This is a genomic window from Streptomyces sp. NPDC058464 (assembly GCF_042721035.1).
In the GTDB taxonomy this organism is placed as follows: domain Bacteria; phylum Actinomycetota; class Actinomycetes; order Streptomycetales; family Streptomycetaceae; genus Streptomyces.
Genome location: NZ_JBHXMA010000055.1, coordinates 16,340 through 41,233, shown reverse-complemented (window position 1 = coordinate 41,233; position 24,894 = coordinate 16,340). Strand labels below are relative to the sequence as shown.

18 protein-coding genes and 1 tRNA gene are annotated in these 24,894 nt (G+C 71.2%); 6 read left to right on the top strand and 13 right to left on the bottom strand.

What is annotated here, in order from left to right:
- Positions 1 to 8: 8 nt before the first annotated feature.
- The 5 genes from ACFWPQ_RS45140 to ACFWPQ_RS45120 are packed head-to-tail and all read right to left on the bottom strand — an operon-like array spanning position 9 to position 7,311.
- Positions 9 to 2,081: an alpha-galactosidase gene (locus tag ACFWPQ_RS45140; RefSeq protein ID WP_384049022.1), complete on the bottom strand. Its 2,073-nt coding sequence runs from the start codon at positions 2,079 to 2,081 to the stop codon at positions 9 to 11.
- Positions 2,078 to 2,950 (bottom strand): carbohydrate ABC transporter permease, encoded by an 873-nt coding sequence (locus ACFWPQ_RS45135; RefSeq protein ID WP_384049019.1) that lies wholly within the window; start codon positions 2,948 to 2,950, stop codon positions 2,078 to 2,080. Before ACFWPQ_RS45135 ends, ACFWPQ_RS45140 begins: the two co-directional genes overlap by 4 nt.
- A complete protein-coding gene (locus ACFWPQ_RS45130; protein ID WP_384049016.1) occupies positions 2,950 to 3,885 on the bottom strand; it encodes a carbohydrate ABC transporter permease in 936 nt (311 codons plus the stop codon). Before ACFWPQ_RS45130 ends, ACFWPQ_RS45135 begins: the two co-directional genes overlap by 1 nt.
- A gap of 1 nt (position 3,886) precedes the next feature.
- Positions 3,887 to 5,176: an ABC transporter substrate-binding protein gene (locus tag ACFWPQ_RS45125; RefSeq protein WP_384049013.1), complete on the bottom strand. Its 1,290-nt coding sequence runs from the start codon at positions 5,174 to 5,176 to the stop codon at positions 3,887 to 3,889.
- A 14-nt stretch (positions 5,177 to 5,190) separates the two neighbouring features.
- The gene (locus ACFWPQ_RS45120; protein ID WP_384049010.1) at positions 5,191 to 7,311 is read right to left on the bottom strand and encodes a glycoside hydrolase family 27 protein; all 2,121 of its coding nucleotides are present in this window, start codon (positions 7,309 to 7,311) and stop codon (positions 5,191 to 5,193) included.
- Positions 7,312 to 7,580: 269 nt separating this feature from the next.
- On the opposite strand from ACFWPQ_RS45120, the gene ACFWPQ_RS45115 reads away from it, so the two are divergent.
- The gene (locus tag ACFWPQ_RS45115) at positions 7,581 to 11,216 is read left to right on the top strand and encodes a discoidin domain-containing protein (RefSeq protein WP_384049007.1); all 3,636 of its coding nucleotides are present in this window, start codon (positions 7,581 to 7,583) and stop codon (positions 11,214 to 11,216) included.
- 146 nt (positions 11,217 to 11,362) lie between these two features.
- Here ACFWPQ_RS45115 and ACFWPQ_RS45110 read toward each other — a convergent pair whose 3' ends face one another.
- Entirely contained in the window at positions 11,363 to 12,277 is a 915-nt protein-coding gene (locus ACFWPQ_RS45110; protein ID WP_384049004.1) for an NADP-dependent oxidoreductase, read from the bottom strand.
- Positions 12,278 to 12,349: 72 nt separating this feature from the next.
- Here ACFWPQ_RS45110 and ACFWPQ_RS45105 point away from each other — a divergent pair, with 72 nt between their 5' ends.
- Entirely contained in the window at positions 12,350 to 12,877 is a 528-nt protein-coding gene (locus ACFWPQ_RS45105) for a MarR family winged helix-turn-helix transcriptional regulator (RefSeq protein WP_384049000.1), read from the top strand.
- A 24-nt stretch (positions 12,878 to 12,901) separates the two neighbouring features.
- Here ACFWPQ_RS45105 and ACFWPQ_RS45100 read toward each other — a convergent pair whose 3' ends face one another.
- Together ACFWPQ_RS45100 and ACFWPQ_RS45095 are read right to left on the bottom strand one after the other, a co-directional pair.
- The gene (locus tag ACFWPQ_RS45100) at positions 12,902 to 14,209 is read right to left on the bottom strand and encodes an epoxide hydrolase family protein (protein WP_384048997.1); all 1,308 of its coding nucleotides are present in this window, start codon (positions 14,207 to 14,209) and stop codon (positions 12,902 to 12,904) included.
- 292 nt (positions 14,210 to 14,501) lie between these two features.
- Entirely contained in the window at positions 14,502 to 16,019 is a 1,518-nt protein-coding gene (locus ACFWPQ_RS45095; RefSeq protein WP_384048994.1) for an FG-GAP repeat protein, read from the bottom strand.
- A gap of 312 nt (positions 16,020 to 16,331) precedes the next feature.
- Between ACFWPQ_RS45095 and ACFWPQ_RS45090 the strand changes: the two genes are divergently transcribed.
- Together ACFWPQ_RS45090 and ACFWPQ_RS45085 are read left to right on the top strand one after the other, a co-directional pair.
- Entirely contained in the window at positions 16,332 to 17,018 is a 687-nt protein-coding gene (locus ACFWPQ_RS45090) for an alpha/beta hydrolase (protein ID WP_384048992.1), read from the top strand.
- Between the two features lie 343 nt (positions 17,019 to 17,361).
- A tRNA-Met gene (locus tag ACFWPQ_RS45085) sits at positions 17,362 to 17,439 on the top strand.
- Between the two features lie 139 nt (positions 17,440 to 17,578).
- Here ACFWPQ_RS45085 and ACFWPQ_RS45080 read toward each other — a convergent pair.
- The 5 genes from ACFWPQ_RS45080 to ACFWPQ_RS45060 form a co-directional block, all read right to left on the bottom strand.
- Entirely contained in the window at positions 17,579 to 18,394 is an 816-nt protein-coding gene (locus tag ACFWPQ_RS45080) for an SAM-dependent methyltransferase (RefSeq protein WP_384048989.1), read from the bottom strand.
- 318 nt (positions 18,395 to 18,712) lie between these two features.
- The gene (locus ACFWPQ_RS45075; RefSeq protein ID WP_384048987.1) at positions 18,713 to 18,847 is read right to left on the bottom strand and encodes a hypothetical protein; all 135 of its coding nucleotides are present in this window, start codon (positions 18,845 to 18,847) and stop codon (positions 18,713 to 18,715) included.
- A 240-nt stretch (positions 18,848 to 19,087) separates the two neighbouring features.
- A complete protein-coding gene (locus ACFWPQ_RS45070) occupies positions 19,088 to 19,534 on the bottom strand; it encodes a cupin domain-containing protein (protein ID WP_384048984.1) in 447 nt (148 codons plus the stop codon).
- A 12-nt stretch (positions 19,535 to 19,546) separates the two neighbouring features.
- Complete coding sequence (locus ACFWPQ_RS45065) at positions 19,547 to 20,419, bottom strand: hypothetical protein (protein WP_384048981.1); 873 nt, start codon at positions 20,417 to 20,419, stop codon at positions 19,547 to 19,549.
- A gap of 109 nt (positions 20,420 to 20,528) precedes the next feature.
- Complete coding sequence (locus tag ACFWPQ_RS45060; RefSeq protein WP_384048978.1) at positions 20,529 to 22,367, bottom strand: helix-turn-helix domain-containing protein; 1,839 nt, start codon at positions 22,365 to 22,367, stop codon at positions 20,529 to 20,531.
- A gap of 135 nt (positions 22,368 to 22,502) precedes the next feature.
- On the opposite strand from ACFWPQ_RS45060, the gene ACFWPQ_RS45055 reads away from it, so the two are divergent.
- Both ACFWPQ_RS45055 and ACFWPQ_RS45050 read left to right on the top strand, forming a co-directional pair.
- Positions 22,503 to 23,696 carry an FAD-dependent monooxygenase gene (locus ACFWPQ_RS45055; protein WP_384048975.1) on the top strand — a complete coding sequence of 398 codons (1,194 nt, stop codon included), beginning with the start codon at positions 22,503 to 22,505 and terminating at the stop codon, positions 23,694 to 23,696.
- A 42-nt stretch (positions 23,697 to 23,738) separates the two neighbouring features.
- Positions 23,739 to 24,773 carry an alcohol dehydrogenase catalytic domain-containing protein gene (locus ACFWPQ_RS45050; protein ID WP_384048972.1) on the top strand — a complete coding sequence of 345 codons (1,035 nt, stop codon included), beginning with the start codon at positions 23,739 to 23,741 and terminating at the stop codon, positions 24,771 to 24,773.
- Positions 24,774 to 24,894 lie beyond the last annotated feature (121 nt).

The window sequence follows — 24,894 nt, the reverse complement described above, 5'->3', positions numbered from 1 at the left end:
TATGCGTCCTACAGGCGTCTCAGCACCACCAGGTCGGCGTCGTGGTCGGCGCTCCACGCGAACGGCAGGCCGTGGTGCAGCAGATGGGCTCCGCCGTACGACGTCCCCGTCGCCGTGTCGCGGTAGCGCGCGCCCGGGTCCAGGCCCCGCAGTCGAAGCCGGGCGCGGCGGCCGGGCAGCAGCGGTGCCCCGTCGAGGCGGCCGGTGGAGAGCGCGGCGACGACGGTCCGGTCACCGGCGTCGTACTGGACGCCGCAGGTGGGGTCGTCCGGTGTGCCGAGGAGCCGGGCCTCGCCGTGGTGGACGACGTCCTGTACCTCCTTGTACCGGGCGATCCAGCGGGCGGCCTCGGCCCGTTGCTCCGGGGTCCAGGCGCGCAGGTCGGCGCCGATCCCGAGGACGCCGCACATGGCGTTCACGAAGCGGAAGGCGAGGCTGCGCGGGCGCGGGTCGAAGATGCCGGGGGCGTCGGTGACCCAGGAGCTCATGACGTGCGGCGCGTGGGCGTGCAGGAAGCCGTGCTGGATGCGCAGCCGGTCCATCGGCGCGGTGTTGTCGCTGGGCCAGACGACGTCGGTGCGGGCGAGGGTGGCGTGCTCGATCCGTCCGCCGCCGCCGGCGCAGCCCTCCACGGTGACGCCGGGGTGGGCGGCGCGCAGGTGGTCGAGGACCCGCAGGTATCCGGCGACGTGCTCGGCGTCCAGGTCGACCGGGTCGGCGGGACCGGCGCCGGGGCGGCCGCGTTCGGTGGGCGGGCGGTTCATGTCCCACTTCAGGTAGCCGATGCCGTAGGCGCCGAGCAGCCGGTCGAGGGTGCCGATGACGAAGTCCTGGACGTCGGTCCGGCCCAGGTCGAGCAGGAGCTGGTTGCGGACGAGGCGGGCCGGGCGGCCGTCGACGCGGTAGACCCACTCGGGGTGTTCGGCGTACAGCCGGCTGCCGGGGCTGACCGCCTCGGGCTCCACCCACAGGCCGAAGTCCAGGCCCAGGGCGCGGACGTCCGCCACGAACCGGTCGAAGCCCTGCGGGAACGCCGCCGGGTCCGGGTACCAGTCGCCCAGTCCCCCGGTGTCGTCGGCGCGGCCGGTGAACCAGCCGTCGTCCACGACGAAGAGCTCGGCCCCGATGTCCGCGGCCGCCTTGGCCAGCTCCAGCTGCCCGGCCGCGTCGACGTCGAAGCCGGTGGCCTCCCAGGAGTTGTAGAGCACCTTGCGGGTGCGGTGCAGCCGGTCGCCGGAGAGGCGGCGCTCGTAGCGGTGCCAGACCCGGGACAGGCCGTCGAGTCCGTCCGGGCTGAAGGCACAGGCGAGCCGGGGAGTCACGAGGGTCTCCCCGGGGGCCATGCGCACGGCACCCTCGTGCGGGACCCGGCCGGCCCGGACCCGGACGGTCCCGCCGGGCTCGGCCTCCGCCGTGATGTGCCAGTTGCCCGGCCATGCGAGGGCCACACCGTACGCGGCCTGCGGGGCCTCCGTGTCCTGCACGGCGAGCCAGGGCGCGTACGCGTGTCCGGGCGCGCCCTGCAGGCTGCCGATGGTGAACGTGCCCCTGGTGAGGTCGAGTCGGGTGCGCTGGAACTCCTGCGACCACTGCCCGGCGAGACAGGTCAGCCGGGCCGCACCGGCGACCGGGATGTTCACGGCCGCCGAGTCGAGCCGTTCCAGGCGGAGTTCGGCCGTGGCGGTGAACTCGGTCCAGCGGAGGATCACGTCGGTGCCGGGGACGGTCTCGTAGCAGAGGACCGTGCGCAGGCCGGCCAGCTCGTCGGTGAAGGCGAGCCGCAGTCCTCCGTCCGTCTCCTCGGCGCCGTCGAACTCCCACCACACGCCCCGGTCTCCGCCCGGCCCTCCCACCACCAGCTCGGCGCCGGTGAACGGCCGCAGCCCGTACGGCAGATACTCGGCGGGAGCCGCGTCGGCGGGCGTGATGAAGTGGGTGCGGTGGGACCAGTCCAGGGCGGACGGCCCGTCCTCGACGCCGAGCGGGCCCCAGGCGTCGAGCTCGGCCCACGGCCCGTCCGGGGAAAGGCGGACGGTGTAGCTGGTGTGCTCCGTCCGCAAGGTCCAGCGCGGGTACGTCACTTGACGGCTCCCAGGTTGAGGCCCGCCACGAAGTGCCGCTGGAAGCGCAGGAAGACGGCGACCGTGGGCGCTGCGGCGATGACCGACCCGGCGGCGATCACGTTCCACTCCGACACGTACTGGCCCTGGAGTCCGATGAGGGCGGCGGTGATCGGCATCTTGGTGTCGCTGCGCAGAACGGTGATCGCCCAGAGCAGGTCGTTGAAGATCCAGGTGAAGGACAGGGCGCTCAGGGCTGCCAGGGCGGGGCGGGTCAGCGGGAGGATGATCCGCCAGAAGATCTGCCAGGGCCCGGCGCCGTCGACGACCGCCGCCTGCTGGATCTCCACCGGGATCGACCGCATGAACCCGTGCAGGACGAAGACGTAGAAACCGACGCCGAAGCCGATCTGCACGCCGATCAGCGCGGGCAGGGTGTCGTAGACGCCCATCACCTCGCTGAGCTTGGACACCGGGATGAGCAGGATCTGCGGCGGGAGCAGGTTGCCGCCGAGCATGAGCAGCAACAGGGAGCGGCGGAAGGGGAGTTCGTAGCGGCTGAGGGCGAACGCGGCCATCGCGGCGAGGGCCAGCGTCACCAGGACGCAGGGGACGGTGACGATCAGGCTGTTGATCAGGGCCTGCTGCTGGCCGCCGTCGGTCCAGGCCTGGCCGAAGTTGGCCAGGGTGAAGGAGCGCGGCCAACTGCCCAGTCCGTGGGCGGCGATGTCGTCGAAGGAGCGCAGGCTGGTCACCAGGACCAGGGCGATGGGCAGCAGCCACAGGACGGCAAGGGCGCCCGCGCCGAGGTGGAATCCGGCGGTGGCCGCTCTTCTGCGGCGCAGTGCCGTGGAGTTGGCCGTGGAGCCGGCCGTGGCGTCGGCGGACATCAGTCGGCCTCCCGGAAGGCGCGCACGAGGTAGGAGGCGATGACCCCGAAGGCGAGGACGAAGATGACGACGGCCAGGGCTGAGCCGTAGCCGAGGCGCAGGGACTGGAAGGCGGTCGAGTACATGTAGGTGCTCAGCAGCTCGGACGAGTGGTAGGGGCCGCCGCGGGTGAGCGACCAGACGACGTCGAAGGAGCGCAGCGAGTCGATGACGATGACCGACAGGACGACCGCGTTGACGCTGCGCAGTTGGGGCAGCGTGACGTGCCGGAACCGCTGCCAGGCGCTCGCGCCGTCGACCTTGGCGGCCTCGTGGAGCGCCGGGTCGATGCCCTTGAGGCCGGCCAGGTACAGGACCATGACGTAGCCGATCTGACGCCACAGCGCGGGCACGATCACCGCGTACAGGGCGGTGTCCTGGTCGGCGAGCCAGGCGTGCTGGAGGCTGCCGAGCCCTATGCCTTCCAGTACCCGGTTGAGGACGCCCTCGGGCTGGTAGATCGCCTGCCAGACGAGGGCGGTGGCGACCAGCGAGAAGACGACCGGCAGGAACAGGGCGGCCCGGTAGAAGCCGACGCCGCGGCGTTCCTGCTGGAGCAGCAGCGCGGCGGCCAGCCCCAGCACGGCGGACAGGCCGCCGAACAGGACCAGCCACAGCACGGTGTGGCCGAGCGCGCTGCGGAAGACGTCGTCGTGGGCCATCTCCCGGAAGTTGTCCAGGCCGACGAACCGAGGCGGGGAGACGCCGTCCCACTTGGTGAGGGCGAGGTAGAAGCCCTGCAGCGCGGGCCAGAACACCCACAGGGCCTCGGCCAGCAGCGGGACCAGCACGAAGGCGAGGACCAGCGGCGGGGTGCGCCGGGGGCCCCGGGCCCGCCTGCCGCTCACGGGCAGGCGGGCCGGGGACGTCCGGTCGGGAGCGGTGAGCACAGCCACGTCAGGCGTTCCAGATCTTCTGGGCATCGCGCTGCCAGTCGGTCAGGATGCTGCCGATCTGCTTCGGCTTGGCCAGGAACTTGGTCAGGGCGGTGTCCGCGGTGGGCTGGAGGGCGTCGCTGGAGTCCCGGTTGAAGAACTGGGTGATCTCGGCGGCCTCCGCGACGTGCGCGCGGCCCTTCTTGACCAGCGTGGTGCCGGCGTCCTTGGCGTCCGGGTTGCAGGGCAGGACGGTGCCGGAGGAGCCCTTGATGTAGATCTCCTGGGCCTCGGCGGTGGCGAGGTACTTCATCAGGTCGAGGACCTGGTCGCGGCGGCCGGTGCGGGCGCTGGCGAAGTAGCCGTCGACGGGCGCCTCCTCGGCGAGCGGGATCTTGGAGTCGATGACGGGGAACCGGAAGAAGTCGATGTCGTCCAGGGCGCTCTTGGGTGCCGAGTCGGCGAAGAAGGTGCCGATGAGCATCATGCCGGTCTTGCCGCCCAGCAGGGCGGTGGTGGCGTCCTGGAAGGCGAGGGCGGTGCCGTTCGGGTCGAAGTACGGCAGGACCTCCTGCCAGCGGTCGAAGACCTTGCGCACCTCGGGGTCGTCGAACCGGTGCTTCCCGGCGAGGAGTTCACGGTGGTACTGGGCGCCGTTGATCCGGATGTCGAGGTAGTCGAACCAGGCCGAGGCCACCCAGGGGGTGTTGCCGCCGGCGCCGAGCCCGATCGGGGCGACGCCCTTGGACTTGAGCTTGTCGCACAGGTCGAGGAACTCGTCCCAGCTCTTGGGCTCGCTCACGCCCCACTTGGCGAAGTGGGACTTCCGGTAGAACATGCCCCACCAGTAGTAGGTGTTGGGCACGAAGACCTTCTTGCCGGAGCTCGCGGTGCAGAGCGTGTGCAGCGCCTTGGTGTAGCGCTTCAGGTCGGGCGAGGAGCTCCACACCTCGTCGAGGTCGAGCAGCAGGTTCTTCTTGGCGTAGGCGTCCGCGACCGAGCCGGGGTACCAGGTGTACACGTCCGGCGGGTTGGCGGAGGTGAGGTAGGTCGGCAGCTGGGTGCGGAAGGTCTCGGCGGCGATGGTGTTGAGGCTCGCCGTGCCGGACCCCTTCTTGCCGTACGCCGCGACCAGGTCCTCCATCGCGGTCTTGGCCTGCGGGGCGGACAGGTTGGACTGGAGCGTCACCGCGCCCTTCGAGGAGCCCTTGCCGGAGGAGGTGTCGGTGACACAGCCGCTGAGCAGTGCCGCGGTCCCGGCGGCACCGAGTCCGGCGAGGAACCGCCGTCTGCTGGTCTGGGGGTTGGCCATGTTTGCTTCCTCGTTCACTTGAATCGGGTCCGGTACACGTGGCCGTCGACTCCGCGGAACACCGCGTCCACGGCCCCGTCCGGGCCGGCGACCGCGCCGAGCGCTCCGTCGAACGCGGCGCTCGGGAACTCCTGCCGCTTGCTCCAGCCCTGCCAGGCGCCGTCGGCGTACCGCTGCTGCCAGAGGGTGTAGTCGGCGGCCCGCACGTACAGCAGCACCGTGTCGCCGACGGCGACCAGCGTCGGGCTGCCGCTGACGGTCCCGCCGAGGGACGTCCAGTCGGACCACTCCCCCGACGTGTCCCGGGTCCGGGTCCACACGTCGTCCGCGGCGGTGCGTACGGCGACATGGACGCGGCCCTGGGTGTCGACGGCGGCGGACGGACGGCCGTAGACCTGCTTGTCCCCGGGTTCGCCGAGCGAGGACCAGCCGGTCGCCGGACCGCGCTGCACGACCGTGCCGTCGGCGCCGCGTGCGAACAGCGTCCAGTGCGCGGGATCGGTGAAGGCGACGGACGGCGCGTCGGTCAACTCGCCGCCCAGGGACTGCCATCGGCCCCAGCGGCCGTCGGCGTAGACCCGTCGGTAGGCACGCGAGTCGGCGCCGCGTACGAAGACGTCGATCCGGCCGCCGGCGGAGGCGTAGGCGGCGGGCTGCCCGAGGATCCTGCCCTGCGCGGGACCGCCGAGGTCCTTCGTGTTCCCGCCGGCCTTCTCGACGAGCGAGCCGTGCGGCCCCCGGAAGAACGTGGTGCCGCCGCTGACGACGGCGGGGCTCGCCGTGGCCGTCACGCCCAGGTCCGTCCCCGGCAGCGCGTCGGCGCCGGTGAGCTTGAGGAACGCGGTGCCGTGCGCGGGGACCTCGACGGTGTACGACCCGGTGTGCGTGCCCCGGTCGGCACGCGCCCGCAGGTCACGGACCCGCACCGGGCCGCCGAGGCCGGTGTCGGCGAACTGGACGGTGCGCTGGGCGGGTTGGTCGGAGCGGTTGAGCAGCACGACCGCGCGCCGGCCCTGACCCTGGAGGACCTTGCTGTAGACGTCACCGACCGAGTCGGTCGCGACCCGTACCCCCTGGACGGCGAGGGGGTCCTGGTCGACGGCGATGATCTCCGGGTTGCGGAGGGTGCCGAGCATCGAGTCGGACAGGGTGCGCGGGTCGGATCCCAGCATCAGCGGCGAGCCCATCTCGGCCCACATCACGAACTGGGTGGTGGACTCCTCCTGGGTGAGCTCGTACGTCCCGTCGGCCGTCTTCCGCATGGGGATGAGGTAGTCGGGGTCGTTGTAGTGGCCGGGGCCCTGCGCCTCGGGGTGCCAGGCGTTGGCGTCCATGTTGCGCAGGATGTTGGGCCACTCGCCGGGGCTCGGGGTGCCCCAGGCGATGTCGGTGCCGGTGCGCCAGGAGTCGGCGATCGCCGGGGCGTAGACGTAGGTGTTGTGGGCGTCCTGCTCGGGGGTGTGCGGCAGGCCCCAGTCGTCGGTGAGCGGGTTGCAGAGGTTCAGCAGCATCTTCCGGCCGGATTTGGCGACCGCGTCGCTGAACTCCTTGTAGGCGGGCCCCGGATCGAGCTTCGCGCCGATCCCGCAGAGGAAGTCGACCTTGATCGCGTCGATCTTCCAGCTCGCGAACTGCCGTGCGTCCTGGTCGTAGTACCCACGGCTGCCGAGACCGCAGCTCTTGCCGCCGTCGTAGGTACCGCCATCGGTGTAGATGCCGGCCCGGAGTCCGCGCTTGTGCAGGTAGGAGACGAGGGCCGGGATACCGGACGGGAAACGGTCCGGGTTGGCCGTCAACCGGCCCTGGGCGTCCCGGGGGTTGTCGGCCTGCCAGCCGCCGTCCAGCCACACGATGTCGTAGCCGGCGTCCCGCAGACCACTGCTGACCAGCTTGTCGGCGACGGCGCGCACCTCCTTCTCGGTGGGCGCGCCGAGCCCGTAGTAGGTGTTCCAGCCCATGTAGGGCGTCGGTGCGAGGCCGCTGTCGTAGCCGACGGGTGCGCCTTGGTCGACGGCAGTCTGCGCGACGGCGTCGGGGGTCACGGTGGCGGCCAGGACCACCGCGACGGCGGCCGCCAGGGCGGGCCGGGTGAACCGGTGGTGCGGAGGTCTCGGTGCGGGCGGGTGCGAGGTCACGTACGTCTCCCAGGGGTCGGGAAGCAGGAGAACGGGACGCGGGCCGCTCTGCCGGAGCGGGCCTACGACGTCACGGCGAAGACTGTGGCCCGCGGCCGAAACCGTGTCAAGAATAATTACTAATTTAATAGAAGCAGAGCGGAGGTGTGCACAGAGTCTTGACAGCCCCACCTCCCGAGGGCAGTGTTCGGCAACGTTGTCATGAGCGATGGCAACGTTGTCATCACTCCGTTGCCCGGCTCGAACTCCCCTGATCGGAGCCCTCGTCCATGTCGGATCAGTCAACTCCGCCGTCCCGCCGTGCCGTTCTCTCCGCCGGAACCACCCTGCTGGCCGGATTCGGGCTCGGCATGGGCCCGTTCGCCACCGCCGCCACGGCCGGATCCGGACAGCCGCCGCGGGGCTCTTCCACTGGCGAACTCGCCGCCTACCGGCCGGTCTCGGTGTCCTCCACGGACTACGCGGCAACACCCGCGGAGTTCGCCGTGGACGGTCTCGGCACGGTCGGCGTCCGGGGCTCCGGATGGCGCGCCGCCGCCGGCGACCCGCAGTGGATCCGCGTCGACCTGCAGGCCCGGTGCCGGGTCGAGTCGCTGCGGCTCGTCTTCGAGGCGACCGTGGACGACCCGCCGTTCACCGACTCGCCGAGCGGCAGCCCGCGCAACGACACGACGGGACAGGAGATCCTGTCGAGCTGCGCGGTCGGCTTCGTCATCGAGACCTCGGGCGACGGCGAGACCTGGACCGTGGTGCACCGCACCGACTCCGGCACCGGCGGGGTCGTGGAGATCACCCTGTCCGAGCCGGTGGACGCGCGCTGGGTGCGTATGACGGTGTCCAAGCGCTCCAACGCCAACCCGCTGGGCCTCAACGGCTTCCAGGTGCACGGCACGTGCGAGGCCCCGCGCCCGGGCGCCACCGGCTGGACGGACTGGGGCACGCGTCCCCGCCACCCCGAACCCCTGCGCATCGCGGCGGACGGCACGGTCCCGCTGGAGTCCGGCTGGGACCTGACCCTGGACGACTGGGCGGACGGCGACGGTCCCGCGCTGTCCAAGTCATCGGTGGACACGAGTCGTTGGCTGCCGGCCACGGTGCCCGGCACCGTACTGACCTCGCTCGTGGACCAGGGCAAGCTCCCCGACCCCGTGTCCGGCCTGCACAACCTCCGGGTACCGGAGGCGCTTTCGCGGCACTCCTGGTGGTACCGGCGCGAGTTCTGCCTCCCCAAGGGTCTGCGCACCGGCGCCGGACGCCGGGTCTGGCTGGAGTTCGACGGGATCAACCACCGGGCCGAGGTCTGGCTCAACGGCGGCCGGGTGGGTGACGTGACCTTCCCCTTCGCCCGCGCCGCCTTCGACGTGACGAAGCTGCTCGCCGACGGCCCGGCGCAGGCCCTCGCCGTCCGGATCACCCCGATGCCCTTCCCGGGCAGCCCCGGCGACAAGGGCCCGGCCGGGCTGGCCTTCGTGGACGCCGGCGCGAACATGATGAACCGCAACTCGCCGACGTACCTGGCTGCTTCGGGCTGGGACTGGATGCCGGCGGTCCGGGACCGGGCGGCCGGCATCTGGAACCACGTCCGGCTGCGCTCGACCGGTCCGGCGGTCCTCGGCGATCCCCGGGTGGACACCAGCCTGCCCGACCTGCCCGACACGGGTACGGCCGAGCTGACGGTCGTGGCCCCGGTGCGCAACGCCGGCACCGGGTCCGCACGCGTCACCGTCACCGCCGCCTTCGGGGACGTACGGGTGTCGCAGACGGCCACCGTCCCCGCGGGCGAGACCGTAGACGTCACCTTCACCCCCGCCGACCATCCTCAACTGCGTCTCCGTAAGCCCGAGTTGTGGTGGCCCAACGGCTACGGCGAGCCGACCCTGCACCGCCTGACCCTCACCGCCTCCGTCGCGGGCGAGGAGAGCGACCGGCGCACGGCCCGCTTCGGGATACGCCAGTTCGGCTACGAGTACGAGGTACCGCTCACCTTCCCGCCGGGCGGCAACGCGGTCGCGCAGACCGTGGACCTCACCCGGCGGCAGGCGCGCTACCTCCGCGTCCTGTGCGGGACGCGCGCGACGGGCTGGGGCGCGTCGATGTGGAGCCTGGCGGTGCTGGACAGTTCGGCGCCGGACACCGATCTCGCCCTGCACAAGGCGGCCACCGCGTCCTCCGTCGACGGCCCGTGGAACGGACCGGGCAACGCCACCGACGGCGACCCGGGCACCCGCTGGTCCTCCGCCTACGAGGACGGCCAGTGGATCCAGGTCGACCTGGGCAGCACGGTGTCGTTCGACCGCGTCGTCATCACCTGGGAGACGGCCTACGCGCGGACGTACACCGTCCAGGTCTCCGACGACGGCTCCGACTGGACCGACGTGCGGTCCGTCGACAACTCCACGGTGCCGCTGAAGATCAGCGTCAACGGCGTCCGGGTGTTCTGCCGCGGCGGCAACTGGGGCTGGGACGAACTGCTGCGCAGGATGCGGGCCGAGCGCATGGACACGGCCGTACGGATGCACCGCGACATGAACTTCACGATGGTCCGCAACTGGGTGGGCAGCAGCAACCGCGAGGAGTTCTACGCCAGTTGCGACGAGCACGGGCTGCTCGTATGGAACGACTTCCCCAACGCCTGGGCCATGGACCCGCCGGACCACCAGGCCTTCCTCGACCTCGCCCGGGACACCGTCCGGCGTTACCGGATCCACCCGAGCGTCGTCGTGTGGTGCGGCGCCAACGAGGGCAACCCGCCCGGCCCGGTGGACGACGGCATGCGCGCCGCGGTCCGCGAGGAGGCACCCGGAGTCCTGTACCAGAACAACTCCGCGGGCGGGATCGTCTCCGGCGGCGGCCCGTACGGCTGGGTCGAGCCCGGGCGTTACTCCTCTCCCTCGACCTACGGCGGCGGGGTCTTCGGCTTCCACACGGAGATCGGCATGCCGGTGGTGCCGACCGCCGAGACGATGCGCCGCCTGGTCGGCGACGAGCCCGAGTGGCCCGTCGGCGGTGCCTGGTACCTCCACGACTGGAGCACCAAGGGGAATCAGGCACCGCAGAACTACCGGGCCGCCATCGAGTCCCGCCTCGGCGCGGCGACGGACCTGGACGACTTCTGCCGCAAGGCGCAGTTCGTCAACTACGAGAACATCCGGGCCATGTTCGAGGCCTGGAACGCCCGGCTCTGGCACGACGCGAGCGGGCTGATGCTGTGGATGTCGCACCCCGCCTGGTACAGCACGGTCTGGCAGACCTACGACTACGACTTCGACGTCAACGGCGCCTACTACGGCGCCCGGAAGGCCGCCGAGCCCGTCCATGTGCAGGCCGATCCCGTCGACGGCCGGGTGATCGCCGTGAACCACACCCCGCGGCCGGTCGGCGGCGCCACCGTGACCGCCCGCTGGTACGACCTCACCGGCCGCCAGGTCGCCCCCGAGCGGCGGGCGAGCGTCGACATCGCGCCGTCCGCCACCAGCACCGCGTTCACCGCGCCCGTCCAGGACGGCCTGCCCGACTTCCACCTGCTGCGGCTGCGCCTCACGGACGCGCGGGGCACGCTGCTCTCGGAGAACACGTACTGGCGCTACCGCTCCCCCGAGGCCATGCAGGCCCTGGACCGGATGGAGCGGACCCGGATCTCCGTCGGCCCCGCCCGCACCGACGGCCGCACGACGACCGCCCGGGTGACCAACCGGGGCCCGGCCGTCGCGGCCATGCTCCGGGTCTCCCTCCTCGACGCCCGCTCCGGAGACCGCGTGCTGCCGACGCTCTACAGCGACAACTACCTGTGGCTGCTCCCCGGAGAGTCACGGACCATCACCGCGACCCACCCGACCGCTCCGCCGCTCACCCGGCCGCGTCTGCGGGTCGAGGGCTACAACGTCCCCCGCACCGCCACACCATGAGACAGAGTCGGTGCTCGGCCCGTTCGTTCGCTTCGCGGGCCGACTCACGCCCTCCCACCGAATCCGAGTGAGCCGCCTCGCCGGTGCCCGCCGGCGACCGCGGCGGCCCTCGAACGTGCCCCGGATCGCCGACTCGACGGCGTCTGTCACTCCGTGAGAATGATCTTCTCGTGCACCTGCCGGGATTCCAGCAGGGCATGTGCGTGCGCCGCGTCCGACAGGGGCAGCAACCGTTGGGCGCGGAGCCGGAGTTCGCCGGATGCCAGGAGCGGCATGGTCCGGTCGAGGGCGTCCGGGGCCCGGTCCGGTGTCGGCGCGGAAAAGGCGACGCCGAAGTCGGCCGCGTGTTCGTCCGCGAGGGTGATCACCCTCGCGGGCCCGCCGGCGAGTGCGACGGCGTCGCCGAGCCCGCCCTTCCCCCCGGCGTCGAGGACGGCGTCCACCTTGCCGACGTCCGCGATGTCACGCACCCGTGCGACGAGGCCGGGCCCGTAGCGGACGGGGATCGCGCCGAGTTCCCGGACGAACTCCTCGTCGCGCCCACCGGTGGCACCGATCACCGTGGCCCCTTGGGACAGCGCCAGCTGAATGGCGACGAGACCGACCGAGCCCGCTCCGCCGAGGACGAGCAAGGTCTCCCCCGCGGTCAGTCCCAGCTGTCGCAGGACGCCGAGGGCGGCTTCCGCCGAGGCCGGCAGTGCCGCGGCGTCGGCCCAGCCGACGTTGGCCGGCTTGGCCGTCCAGGAGGAGGCGAGGGCGTACTCGCCGTATCCGCCGAGGGCGGGCAGCAGGGCCGCGACCTCGTCGCCCGCCGCCACTCCGGTGACGGCGGGCCCGAGGGCGTCGACCGTGCCCGCGGCCTCGAAGCCGAGGACCGCGGACGGCGGCAGCGGGAACGCCTGCCGCAGGTCTCCGCGGCGGATCTTGAGGTCGGTGGGGCCGACGCCGGCCGCGTGCACCCGGATCCTGATCTGACCGGGTCCCGGCTCGGGCAGGGCGACAGGAGTCCAGGTGAGCACCTCGGGCGCCCCATAACCGGTGAGCACCGATGCGTACGGCATGATGACGGCCTCCGCGAGATGGTGTCGGGTCGATACGGCACGCGACAGCGGCCGACAGAGAGCTTAGGTGACATGTCACGCAACAGCAAGGGGGAGACCCTCCCCGAGGGCGGATGGCTCGACGGTGACCAGCAGCGGGCATGGCTGGCCTATATCCGGCTCCAGTTGCGGATGTCGTACGAGATGAACCGCCAGCTCGTCGCGGACAGCGGCATGTCGCTGCCCGACTACGACGTGGTGACGGCGCTGAGCGTGGCCGACGGAGGGCGGATGTCGATCACCAGGCTCGCGGCCCACATCGGCTGGGAGCGCAGCCGGTTGTCCCACCATGTGCGACGGATGAGCACCAGGGAACTGGTGACGTGCGGCCCCTCGGCCGCCGACCGGCGGGTCACCGAGGTGGCCCTCACCGACAGCGGGCGGCGCGCTCTCCGGGAGGCGGCGCCCGGACATGTCGACCTCGTCCGGCGCCTGTTCTTCGAGGGGTTGCCGAGCAGCCTCCTGGGGCCGCTCACCGAGGCCCTGGAGAGCGTGTACGCCAACGTCATCGAGCAGGGCACGCTGCCGCCGCCCGCCGACTGGCACCCTGCGGAAGACTGACCGGCCCCTCCCCGGACGCCTCCGCTACCGGATGGCGCGGAAGCAGTCGCGCAGTTCGGTCACGAAGAGGTCCGGCTGCTCGAAGGCCGCGAAATGGCCACCCCTGGGTATGTCGTCGTTCCAGTAGAACAGCCGGCTGTACGTGCGCTCGGCCCATACCCGGGGCGCCCGGTAGGTCTCCTTGGGGAACACGCTGACCCCGACGGGCACGTCCAGCCCGAGAGTGCGGAAGTCGGTGCTGAAGCTCTCGGCGTACAGCCGGGCCGAGGATGCGGCCGTGTCGGTGTGCCAGTAGAGGCTGATGTTGTCCAGGATCCGGTCACGGCCGAACAGCCGGTCGGGGTCGAGGTCGCTGTCGGACCACTGGCCGAGCTTCTCGTAGATCCATGCCGCCTGCCCGGCGGGCGAGTCGGCCAGGCCGTACCCGATCGTCTGCGGCCGGGTCTCCTGCACGAGCGCGTAGGCGGAGCCGTAGGTGGAGCCGTAGGTGGAGAAGGCACTGAGCTGGTCCAGCGCTTCCTGTTCGGCGGGGGTCGGGTCGCCCGCCAGGGGCGGCGGGGCGAACAGCACCGGAAGGTTGAGGTGGACGGCGGCGAGGCCGGCCGGCCGCTGCTCGGCCATCCAGGTGGTGACGCCGGCGCCCCAGTCCCCGCCCTGCGCGACGTACCGCGCATATCCCAGCCGCGTCATGAGGGTGTTCCACGCCCTGGCGATCCTCGGCAGCCCCCAGCCCGTCTCCGTCGGCTTCCCGGAGAAGCCGAAGCCCGGCAGCGCCGGGATCACGACGTCGAAGGCGTCCGAGGCGCTGCCGCCGTAGGCGACGGGGTCGGTGAGCGGGCCGATGACGTCGAGGAACTCCAGGATCGAGCCCGGCCAGCCGTGGGTGAGCACGACGGGGAGGGCCCCGGGGTGGCGCGAGCGCACATGGATGAAGTGGAAGGGGAGGCCGTCGATGGTGGTGCGGAACTGCGGGAGACCGTTCAGCCGACGCTCCAGCCGCCGCCAGTCGTAGTGGTCGTGCCAGTACCGCACCAGGTCCCGGACCCTGGACAGCGGAGCGCCCTGTGCCCAGCCGGCTGCGGTCTCCCGGTCCGGCAGGCGGGTGGCGGCGAGCCGGGTGCGGAGATCGTCGATGGCACTCTGCGGGACGTGCACCCTGAACGGGACGATGTCGTCGGACGGCGGCACACCCAGGTCACCGACGAGGTCGGCCGGCTGCCGGCCAGGACCGGCGGAGCTCGCCGCGACGGCCTGCGCGGCCCCGGCCGGGACCGCCAGGGCCGCGGCTCCCGTCGCGAGCAGCATGCTGCGGCGAGTGAAGGGTTCGGTCATGACGGACGCTCCCGGGAATCGTTCAGTCGGATACATGACAAGTGGGCGAAGGTGTCGCATGCCGGCCGGACTCGGATCTCCGGCACCCCGGACCGCTCCGGACCGTCCCCTCCGGCCACCCCCGAACCCAGAGCTTACGTGATGTGTCACGCAATAAGAAGGGCACCGGTGACCGGCGCCGGCCTCCGGACAGAGGCGGTGGTCTCCCGGCACCGGGACGCGCGGGAGGCCACCTCAGCACAAGGACGTCGGCCCGAGTACGTTCCGAACCGGGCGACTGCTACCGCTGCCGCTACGGGGCCAGGGTCTCGCCGAAGCGCGCGTCGGGTACGGGGGCGCTCAGGCTACCGCCGTCGAAGGACCAGGATCCGCTCCCGGCGGGGCCGTTGCTCGTATCGGGGAAGACCCAGGCTGCGCCGTCGTCGGTGTCCTCGCCGGGCGCGGAGGCGATCAGCTCGGCCTTGCCGTCCTTGTCGGCGTCGATGAGCCGAAGGGCGCCGCCGAACCGGTCGCCGTCCTCGTTGTCCCCGGGAACGGACGGCGTGCTCTGGCTGTAGCTGACCAGGCCCCGCGGGGTGAGTCCCCGGGCGGTACCGCGCACCACCCACGCCGTGCCCGGGTCGGTGAGGCTGTTGATGTCGTTCGCCGGTGCGCCGATCGCGGCGTCGGCGTAGCCGTCGCCGTTCACGTCCGCCACCGTGACGGCACCGCCGAACCGGTCGCCGGTCTTGTCGTCGCCGGAGGCGCCGATGGTCGTCTGGTCGAAGTGCTGGTCGGCGTCCGGACCGCCCAGGCCGCCGGGCCCGCCGAGGAAGACGTCGACGGTGCCGCCGTCGACCAGGACTTCGTTGAGGTCGTCGCTGTCGGCCGGGGAACCGAAGACCACGTCGGTGTAGCCGTCGTTGTTGATGTCGCCGGAGGCGCCCACCGGACCGCCGCGCAGTCCGCGGCCGTACGTCAGCCCGTCGGGGCCGCCGGGGAGGTAGCTGGCCGCACCGAACGTCTCGACGGGGTTCACCGTTTCGTAGACGGTGAAGGTGCCGAGCAGCACCACGTCGTCGGAGCCGCTCCTGTCGTAGTCACCGGCGGTGAGGCCGGTGGGGGTGAAGTCCTCGGCCCACTTCCAGTCCATGGGGGTGGCCTGGACGGTGTGCGCGCCGGTGGCGCCTGCCTCGAAGTCGTACGTCTGCAGGGCCTTGCCGCTCAGGAGGGCGAGTTCGGTGCGGGAGCCGTGGAAGCGGCCGGTGGCCAGGCCCAGTCCGAAGTGTCCGCGTGCCGTCGGTGCGCCGTCCTGCAGCAGGAGAGCGCCGGAGGCCTTCAGTCCGTTCGCGGAGCCCCACAGTACGACCGCCGCCCCCGCGTCGGTGGTGGTCCCGACGTCCCTGCCGGGCATGCCGACGACGAGGTCGGCGTAGCCGTCGCCGTCCAGGTCTCCGGACGTGGTGGTCCGTCCGAAGCCGTCGCCGGTCTGGGCGAGCCCCGGTATGCCGGGAGTGCTCAGGCTGAACGTGGCCCGGCGGGAGGTGGACAGGCCGCTCGCGGACCCGTAGAGCACGGCGACGTAGCCGGCGCCCTTCTGGGCGCTGACGGTGCCGCCGGGGGCGGAGATCACGGCATCGGGGTAGCCGTCGCCGTTGAAGTCGTCATGGGCCGCCTGCGCGGCCGCGGGAGCGGCGGGCGCCGGAGCGGCCGTCGCGGTGATCGTGGCGCCGATGGTCAGTAGTACGGTCGCCGCGGCCGGCCCGGACAGCAGGTTCGCTCGGCCGCGGAAGGTTCTGGACGTTCTCGTGGTGGCACGCGTACTGCGCACTTCGTGGCTCCTGAGGTCTCGGCACAGCCGGTAGGGACGGAGTCGCGGGGGTACGGCGGGGGTACGGCGGGGTCCGTTCCCCGCCGCCGTGACGTTGGACCGGAGACCGGGCCCGACGGTTGTGCCCTGTCAGGCCCCAGGATCCGGAACCAAGGCCTCACCCGCCGCAGCCTGCACCACGTCGAGTACCGCGGCGGCCTCGCAGAGCCGGCTGCCTCACCGAAACGGACCTGATCACCGAGCAGGAACAGACACTACATGTGCAAAATGTCGCAATGTTCCATATTTGATCTCTGTGTAGGAGGACCTGCCATGGCGGGCAAGCCCAGCATCGTCTTCGCCCACGGACTCTGGGCGGACGGGTCGTGCTTCAACAAGCTCATCCCCACACTCCAGGCTGAAGGACACGAGGTCTTCGCCTCACAGCACGGCCTCGACTCGCTCGAAAGCGACGTCGCGTGCGTCAACTTCACGCTCAACCACGTCCCCGGCCCGATCGTGCTGGTGGGTCACTCCTACGGTGGGACCCTGATCACCAAAGCGGGCACCCACGACCGCGTCGGCGCTCTGGTGTACATCGCCGCGCTCGCCCCGGACGAGGACGAGACGTCGCAGGAACAGCAGGACAAATTCCCCCGCACACCCATCTTCGAGCACATCGACGTCGCTGACGGCCGCGTGTGGCTCAAGGCCTCGGGCCTCCCGCACTTCTGCGGCGACCTCCCGGAAGCGGAGCAGAAGCTCGTCCTGGCGACGGGCGGTGTGCCGGTGGCCGACCTGTTCAACCAGCAGGTTCCCGGCACCGCCTGGCGGACGAAGCCAAGCTGGTACATCGTCGCGAACAACGACCGCACCGTGCACCCCGACCTGGAGAGGTCCGCCGCCGAGCGCATGGGCGCCAGGATCCGCCCCGTGGACAGCAGCCACGTTCCCATGCTCTCGCATCCCGACTTCGTCCTCGACGTGATCCGTGAGGCCGCGAAGTCCCTCGACGCCTGAGGGCTGTTCATGGTGGGCACCAAGGTGCCGCCCACCATGAACACGGTGTCCTTGCGGAACCGCCGACGCAGCTCGGGCCGGGCCCCTCATCCGGCTTCTCGTCCGCCGGCCAGACGGCGCCGCCACCAGAGGTCGGCACGCCACTGCCGTTCAGCAGCGAACGGATCGGGCAGCGTGCGCTCGACGGAGCAGGCGCCTTCCAAGCACCTGCTCCATTTCCTCACCCTGAGCTTGGCGTCCATCGTCCATGATCGAACACAGCCTCGAACTTGATGAGGTTTTCGACTGGGCGGAATTAATTCCCTGTCGGCGCCGCGCGGATGCCGTACGGTAAGGACACCGACGCGGGGTGGAGCAGCTCGGTAGCTCGCTGGGCTCATAACCCAGAGGTCGCGTGGTTCAAATCCCGCCCCCGCTACCAACATCCGGCCCCCGGCGACATTTCGTCACCGGGGGCCGGAGTCGTTCGGCAGCAGGGCTCCAGGTCGTACGCCGTCGCCAGACGTATCCGGGTGCCTTCGCACCTCAACGGCGCCGGCGTTGACCGGCGCCAGGAGAGATCACGGCTTCAGCGCCACGGCTCCCAGCTGGGGTACCGCCATGGGCTCTTCGCCGGGCTCCGGCCGCCACAGCGAGCAGGACACGAGCCCGGGCTCCAGGAGCGTGAGCCCGTCGAAGTACTGGGCCACCTCCTCGCTGCTGCGGGCGGTGACCGGCGGTTTGGCGTTGGCGTTCCAGAACTCCATCGCCTCGAGCTGGAGGTCGCCGCCGAGTTCGGGTTCCGTGGTGGGATGGGTCAGTATGAGGAAGCTGCCGGGGGCCAGCGCCTCCACGAGCCGACGTGCGATGGCCCGCGCCTCGTCACCGTCAAGGACGAAGTTGAGGATGCCGAGCAGCATGAGTGCGGTGGGCTTGGTGAAGTCGAGTGTCCGTCCGGCGATGCGCAGAATGGTGTCCGGGTCGTGCGCATCGGCGTCGATGTAGTCGGTGGCGCCTTCCGGGGCACTGGTCAGCAGGGCACGGGCGTGCGCAAGCACGATGGGGTCATTGTCGACGTACACGATCCGCGACTCGGGGGCGATCCGCTGGGCGATCTCGTGGGTGTTCTCCAAGGCCGGCAGGCCGGTGCCGATGTCGAGGAACTGACGGATGCCGTGCTCCTCCGCCAGACAGCGCACGGCGCGGCCAAGGAACTCCCGGTCGGCGCGCGCGATGTCGCGGATGACGGGGATCATTCCGGCAACGTGATCGCCTACCTGCTGGTCGACCTCGTAGTTGTCCTTGCCGCCCTGCCAGTAGTTCCACACGCGAGCGTTGTGCGCCGTCCCGGTGTCGAGTCGCTGCACTGCGGCGGTGGCGCTCTGGTTCTCGCTCACGTCTTCCTCTCCTCGCACGCCCAAGGACCGCGTGAAACAGGGCACTTGCGGTCACGGCTGCGCCATGGCACATCGATGGGCGTCATTCTGCCGTACACCGCCATCGTCGTGTCACGGAACAGGTGGGGCGAAGGAAACCTGGGTCTACGGCGCTCTGCTTGCGGCTGTCGCCACTTGGGTCGGTCCGCCCCTGCCGGACGATGAGATCCACCAGGCGTCCTCGTGATCCGCTCCCGGCCGGCCAGCCGTTGCAAAACTCGGCTCACTCCGGGGAAGGTCGTGCACCCTTCCGGGGGGAGCGCGCCCGCGAGCCAGTAGTCAACGGCCTGGGTGGTCCAGTCCAATGGGTCGGCGATCGTAGGCGATCAGTGAGCGCAGGGCGGTCTGTCCGGCGGCGGCGTCGTGCCAGATCGCGGCGGCCAGCGCGAGGATGCGTTGCATGACGCGGGCCATGACACCTCAGGGTGCGCGCCCTCGGTGCCGATCGAGGTCAAGCTGTCCCTTGACGGTCTCGTTGATCGATTCGATGTCCTGTCACAGCGGCTTGAACAGGGCTACGCCAGGCCGTCCCCGCTCGGGGCCATTCCCTGGGGAGAATCCGGGGAGCATGAGCGGCGCCGGGGAGCGTGAGGGGAGAATCGAGGATCGCGACACACTCCACATGGTGCGTCATAGACGGATACCTGCCGGCGGTCAGGGGTGGGTGTAGTCCACGGCTGCGGGCTCGGCGTATGCGTCGAGTTCGGGGAGGTTCACGACGATCGGGTCTACTCCGGAGCGCACTACGGCCCAGACCGTCTCGAACTCCGGGGAGGCGTTGATCTCCTGGTGGACCACGTGGGCCGGGATGAACACGAAGTCGCCGGGGCCGGCTTCCGCGACGTTCTCCAGTCTGTCGCCCCAGCGGTAGCGGGCGGTGCCGCTGATGACGTAGAGCACGGTCTCCTGGTCGCCGTGGTGGTGGGCGCCGGTGGCCGCGCCGGGCCGTACGGTGCTGCGGAAGGCGGACAGGTGGGCCGCTCCGGGGTTGCGGCCGTCGAAGGCGACCTCGCGGATGAGGCCGGGGGTCTGGGGGGTGTTGCCGTCGAGCTGGTCGTGGTGCACGACGCGGATCCGGGGGTCGGGGTGGGTGTCGCCCATGGGTGCGCTTCCTCAGGTTTCAGGATGTGTGGTGGGTCGGGTTCTCAGGGTGTGCGGCGAGTGCGTGCCAACGGCCAGGACTCTCCGCCGACGACGAAGAGGAGGAGCCAGACGATGGCCAGGTCCATGAAGCCGAGCGCGTTGCCGGCGATGCCGGGGGGGGCGAGCGCCGGTTCGTGGAGGACGTGCGGGGCGAGGACGCGGTAGTACACGGTGAACGTGACGACCGCGAGCGTCGACGCTGAGCGGAGCGTCCTTCACGTTGCTCCAACTCGCCAGTACCGGCAGGGCGAAGACGGCGTACAGCACGAGGCTCGCGACCGTCGAGACGGCGATCTCGGACAGACCGGACCAGGGTTGGGCGAGGCCCAGCGTCTTCCAGGGGCGGTGCTCGAAGACGGTCGCGAACGGCACGTTCGTCACGAAGACGAACAGGACGAAGACGGCCCCGGTGAAGTAGCCAACTCCGCCCGCCCGTTCAGGGGCGAAGCTCGGGTCGACCTCGCCCCAGGCCAGAGCGAGCAGGGCGGTGATCCCGATGCCGGCACCGATGGTGGCGGTGGCGAAGGCGAGCCCGCGCAGCGGCTGGGGCAGGCGGTCTAAGCCCTTGAGTTCCAGGTTGATGGCCAGGCACACGATGGCGAAGAGGGTCCAGAAGATCACCGCGTTCGCCGGGTTGCCGTAGACGTCCAGGACCGCCCATCGGGGGTCGATGAGGAGCCACCAGGTCGCCAGCGACAGCGCTGCCACGATCAGCAGGGTCGCGCCGGCGGAAGGGACGGCGGCACTCGGTGCGGGTTCCGGTTCGGAGAGTTCGGAAGGTTCGGAGGGTTCGGAGACCGGAGTGGCCACCGCTGTGTCGGCGGCTTGCTGTGGGTCGTGCATGGGTCCTCCCCGCGTCGTTGCTGGGTGAGGACATGTTCAGGGGCTCTCGACCGCGGGTGTCCTGTGCTGCCGGACAGTGTTCACCGTCGATGCTGTTCGTACGGACAGGTCAGATGGTGCGGGTGATGTCATCGATGGCGAGCGCCGCGCGCAGGGTGGTCAGATCGCCGACGCTGGTGAGGGAGACGCCGAGCAGGCTCTCGATGCGTTTGACGCGCAGGCCGACGGTGTTGGGGTGGATGTAGAGCGCCTCGGCGGTGGCGTGGGTGTTGAGGTCGTGGTCGAGGTAGGTGCGCAGGGTGGTGACCAGGTCGGTGGCGCGGCGGCGGTCGTAGTCGCGCAGGGGGCCGATCCAGCGCTCGGCGAGGACGCCCATCCGCTGCGGGTCGACGTCCGCGAGGAGCATGCCGATCATGCCGGCCGTGGTGACCGTGAGGATGTCCTCGTCGGGGGCGTACGGGATGAGCCGTAGCAGACCGAGGGCCAGGCGGAAGGCGCCGGGCAGCTGGTCGGGCGTCGGGGATGTCTCACTGACGGCGACACGCACGTCTCCCTCCATGGCCTGGCCGGCGACGGTGCGGATATGCCGGGCGAACTCCTCGACGCCCCGCGGGTCGGCCGCCGGGGCGACGACCACGATGGCGCCGTCGCGCAGGGCGAGCAGGGGTCTGGGCCGGGGCCGGGCGAGGACGAGGGACTGGACCAGGCGCAGGAGCTGGGCGGTGTCCGCCTCGCCAGCCCGGTCGCTCCGGACGGCCCCATCCCCGTGGACAGCCAGGACGCTCTGGACGGCCAGGACGCGCTGGGGCAGCCGCAGGTCGCTGCCGAGCCGGTCGGCGCGGGCGATCACCGCCTCGGGGTCGGCAAGGGGTCCGCCCGCCAGTTCCGCGACCAGGTCGCCCCTGAGCTGCCACTGGGCGTCGGTGACGGCTCGGCGGCGCAGCATCTCCAGGCCGAGGACCACGGCGGCCTGCTCGACGGCACGGAGGTGGAGATCGTCGTCGCCCTCCCCCGCCAGCCAGAGCACACCCAGCATCTCCTCACCGACGCGGACCGGAGCCGCCAGCAGGCCGGGGAAGGACTCGGAGGCCGGCACCGGGGAGGCGTGCGCGAGACGATCGAGCAGCGTGTCGCCGCCCCCGGGCTGCCTGGGCTGTGAAAGCCAGTCGGGCGGCCGGACGGACACCCCGGCACGGGGCACCGCGGCCAGGATCTGGCCGGAGACGTCCTGGACGGCGACGGCCCGGTCCGTGATCTCGGCCAGCTCGGTCGCGATGTCGGTGACGCCGCTGCCTCGCCGGGCGACTCCGACGAACCGGTCGTGGATGGCCGCGTGCTGCCGAAGCAGCTCGTTCAGCGCGCTGAGTTCCCGTACCCGGCGGCGGTCGCGCTCCAGCTGTGCTCCGGTCTCCAGGGCGATGCCGGCGTGGCTGGCGAGGACCTGGAGCAGCTCCAGGCCGCCGGGGCCGAGGCGGCGCGGGTCACTGCCGTAGACGTTCATGGTGCCGACGGTCTCGCCCTGGTTGCGCAGCGGGACGGCGGCCATCGAGTGGTGGCCGTGTTCCTCGGCGGCCTTGGCCCACGGGCCGTAGGAGGGGTCGTGCGAGATGTCCTCGACGATCACCGGTTCACCGTCGACGAAGGCGCGCCGGGAGGGGCTGCCGACGAAGGCGTCCGAGGGGGCCAGCAGCAGCGGGGACTCCTCGTTGACCAGCCGCAGATAGCTCTCGCTCAGGCCCCACGAGCCCTCGATCCGCAGGGCCGTGCGGTCGTCGTCGACCAGCAGCACGGCCGCGCTCTCGTAGCCGAGCAGCTCGCCGGCGGTGCGGGCGATCTGGCGGAGCAGTCCGGGCAGGTCCCGTTGCTGGTTCACGGCGATGGCGAGTTCGTCGATGGCGCTCATCCAGCGCAGGAGATCCGGCGCGGCGGAGGTCGGGGACGACGGCATCGGTGCCTCCTTGGACAACCCGGACTGTGCTACGCCCCATGGTAGTGACGAATCGCTGTGAATCCGCACATCCGACGGCGGTCACGCCCGGAGCCACGATGGCGTCCACCACCCCCTGGGCGAGAGGAATCCACGGTGGACAGCTACAAGGGCCTGCGCGCCGCAGTGGTCGGCGGATCCATCGGAGGGCTGACGAGCGCGCTGCTGCTGCGCGAGTTGGGCTTCACCGTCGACATCCACGAGCGCACTCCGACACTTCTGGAGAACCGCGGCGGCGGGATCGTGCTCCAGCCCGTCACCATGAAGTGGTTCGGCGAGCGCAGCGCCCGCCGCATCGAGGAGCTCAGCACGGTGACGCGCCAGGTGCGCTACCTGGGCGCCGGCAACGAGGTGCTGCACGAGGACCCGGCCGAGTGGCGCTACTCGTCCTGGTCGACGATCTACCGCGCCCTGCTCGACGACTTCGGCACGGACCGATACCACCTCGGCGAGTTCTGCGCGGGCTTCGACCAGGACGCCGACAGCGTGACCCTGCGGTTCGTCTCCGGCCGGACCGAGACCGCCGACCTGGTGGTCTTCGCCGACGGCATCACCTCCACCGCCCGCAAACGGCTCTTCCCTGACCTGCGGCGCACCTACTCCGGCTACGTCGGCTGGCGCGGCACCGTTCCCGAGAACGAGGTGAGCGAGCAGACCCGCGACCTGCTGTGCGAGGCACTCACCTACAGCGTGGCCCGGGACAGCCACATCGTCCTGTACCCGATCCCCGGCATGGACGGGGGCATCGCGCAGGGGCAGCGGCTCCTCAACTACGTCTGGTACCGCAACGTCCCGGCCGGCCCCGCGCTCGACGAACTCACCACGGATCTACGGGGCTTCGAGTGCCCGGTGTCCGTCCACCCCGGTCAGGTGCAGCAACGCTTCGTGGACGAAATGCGGGCGACGGCCGATGAGTTGCTGGCCCCGGCCGCGGCCGAGACGGTCGTACGCACCCGACAGCCGTATCTCCAGGTCGTGTTCGACACCCGCATCCCCGCGATGGCCGAGGGCAGGGTGGCGATCATCGGTGACGCCGCCTTCGCCGCCCGCCCGCATGCCGCCGCCGGCACGGCCAAGGCCGCCGACGACGCCTGGGCGCTCCACGAGCACCTGAGTGCGGCCGGCGGCGACATCCCCACCGCCCTCAAGCGCTGGGAACCGGCCCAGCTCCACCTGGGCAACCAACTGATCGACCGCGTCGCACAGATGGGACACCGCTCGCAGGTGGCAGGCACCTGGACCCCGGGCGACCCCGACCTGCGATTCGGCCTCTACGGGCCCGGCATCTGACGCCCGGTACCGCCGCACCGCCCTTCGACAAAGGAGTTGGACATGAAGGCACTCGTCTACGACGGACCGGGGAAGATCGAGTACCGGGATCACCCGATGCCGACGCTGACCGAGAACACCGACCTCCTCATGCGCGTCACCCACACCACGATCTGCGGCACCGACTCGCACATCATCAAGGGCGGCGTCCCGACGGTGAAGCCGGGCACCGTCCTCGGCCACGAGGCCACCGGCGTCGTCGAGGAGGTCGGCTCGTCGGTGACGAACGTCCAGCCGGGCGACCGAATCCTCGCCGTCTGCGTCAGCGCCTGCGGCTACTGCCGGTTCTGCACCACCGGCATGTACGGCCAGTGCGTCAACGGCGGCTGGGCCCTCGGCAACACCATCGACGGCGTCCAGGCCGAGTACGCCCGCATCCCCTTCGCCCGCAACTCCGTCTACAAGATCCCCGACGCGCTCACCGACGAGCAGGTCCTCTTCCTCACCGACATCCTCGCCACCGGCTACGAGGTCGGCGTCCTCAACGGCCAGGTGCGTCCCGGCGACACCGTCGTCATCGCCGGCGCCGGACCGGTCGGCCTGTCCGCGACCGTCACCGCGAAGCTGTTCTCCCCGCGCAACATCGTGGTCGTCGAACGCACCCCCGCCCGCCGCGAGATGGCCCTCGAACTGGGCGCCACCCACGCGGTCGGCGAGGACGAGGTCCACGACCTGGTCGGGAAGCTGACCGACGGCTACGGCGCCGACGTCACCATCGAGGCCGTCGGCTTCCCCGACGCCTTCGAACTCGCCGCCGACCTGGTCCGCTCCGGCGGCCGTATCGCCAACATCGGCGTCCACGAGGGCCCGGCCACCCTCCACCTGGAGAAGCTCTGGGCCAAGCAGGTCACCATCACCACCGGCATCCCCTCGGGCCTGGCCATCCCCCAGCTGATGAACTCCATCGCCACCGGCGCCCTCGACGCCACCCGGCTCATCAGCCACCGCCTGCCGCTGGCCGAGACCATGCAGGGCTACGACGTCTTCACCCGCAGCGCCGAGACCGGCGCCCTCAAGGTGGTCCTCACCAACGGCTGACCACTCCGGCAAGGCCGTCGAGCCGGGTCCGCTCTCCTCCACGGGCCCGGCTCGACGGCCTTCATCGGCCCGGTCGGACCCGCCTCGCAGATCCTCACGCTCCGCCCGCTGCCGGGAGCAT

Bases quoted from the DNA above. Each gene is read 5' to 3' on its own strand.
- ACFWPQ_RS45070 (WP_384048984.1), bottom strand. From the start codon at position 19,534: ATGGGCGACACCCACCCCGACCCCCGGATCCGCGTCGTGCACCACGAC.
- ACFWPQ_RS45060 (WP_384048978.1), bottom strand. From the start codon at position 22,367: ATGCCGTCGTCCCCGACCTCCGCCGCGCCGGATCTCCTGCGCTGGATG.
- ACFWPQ_RS45100 (WP_384048997.1), bottom strand. From the start codon at position 14,209: ATGACCGAACCCTTCACTCGCCGCAGCATGCTGCTCGCGACGGGAGCC.
- ACFWPQ_RS45125 (WP_384049013.1), bottom strand. From the start codon at position 5,176: ATGGCCAACCCCCAGACCAGCAGACGGCGGTTCCTCGCCGGACTCGGT.
- ACFWPQ_RS45065 (WP_384048981.1), bottom strand. From the start codon at position 20,419: ATGCACGACCCACAGCAAGCCGCCGACACAGCGGTGGCCACTCCGGTC.
- ACFWPQ_RS45075 (WP_384048987.1), bottom strand. From the start codon at position 18,847: ATGGCCCGCGTCATGCAACGCATCCTCGCGCTGGCCGCCGCGATCTGG.
- ACFWPQ_RS45050 (WP_384048972.1), top strand. From the start codon at position 23,739: ATGAAGGCACTCGTCTACGACGGACCGGGGAAGATCGAGTACCGGGAT.
- ACFWPQ_RS45115 (WP_384049007.1), top strand. From the start codon at position 7,581: ATGTCGGATCAGTCAACTCCGCCGTCCCGCCGTGCCGTTCTCTCCGCC.
- ACFWPQ_RS45105 (WP_384049000.1), top strand. From the start codon at position 12,350: ATGTCACGCAACAGCAAGGGGGAGACCCTCCCCGAGGGCGGATGGCTC.
- ACFWPQ_RS45110 (WP_384049004.1), bottom strand. From the start codon at position 12,277: ATGCCGTACGCATCGGTGCTCACCGGTTATGGGGCGCCCGAGGTGCTC.
- ACFWPQ_RS45090 (WP_384048992.1), top strand. From the start codon at position 16,332: ATGGCGGGCAAGCCCAGCATCGTCTTCGCCCACGGACTCTGGGCGGAC.
- ACFWPQ_RS45135 (WP_384049019.1), bottom strand. From the start codon at position 2,950: ATGTCCGCCGACGCCACGGCCGGCTCCACGGCCAACTCCACGGCACTG.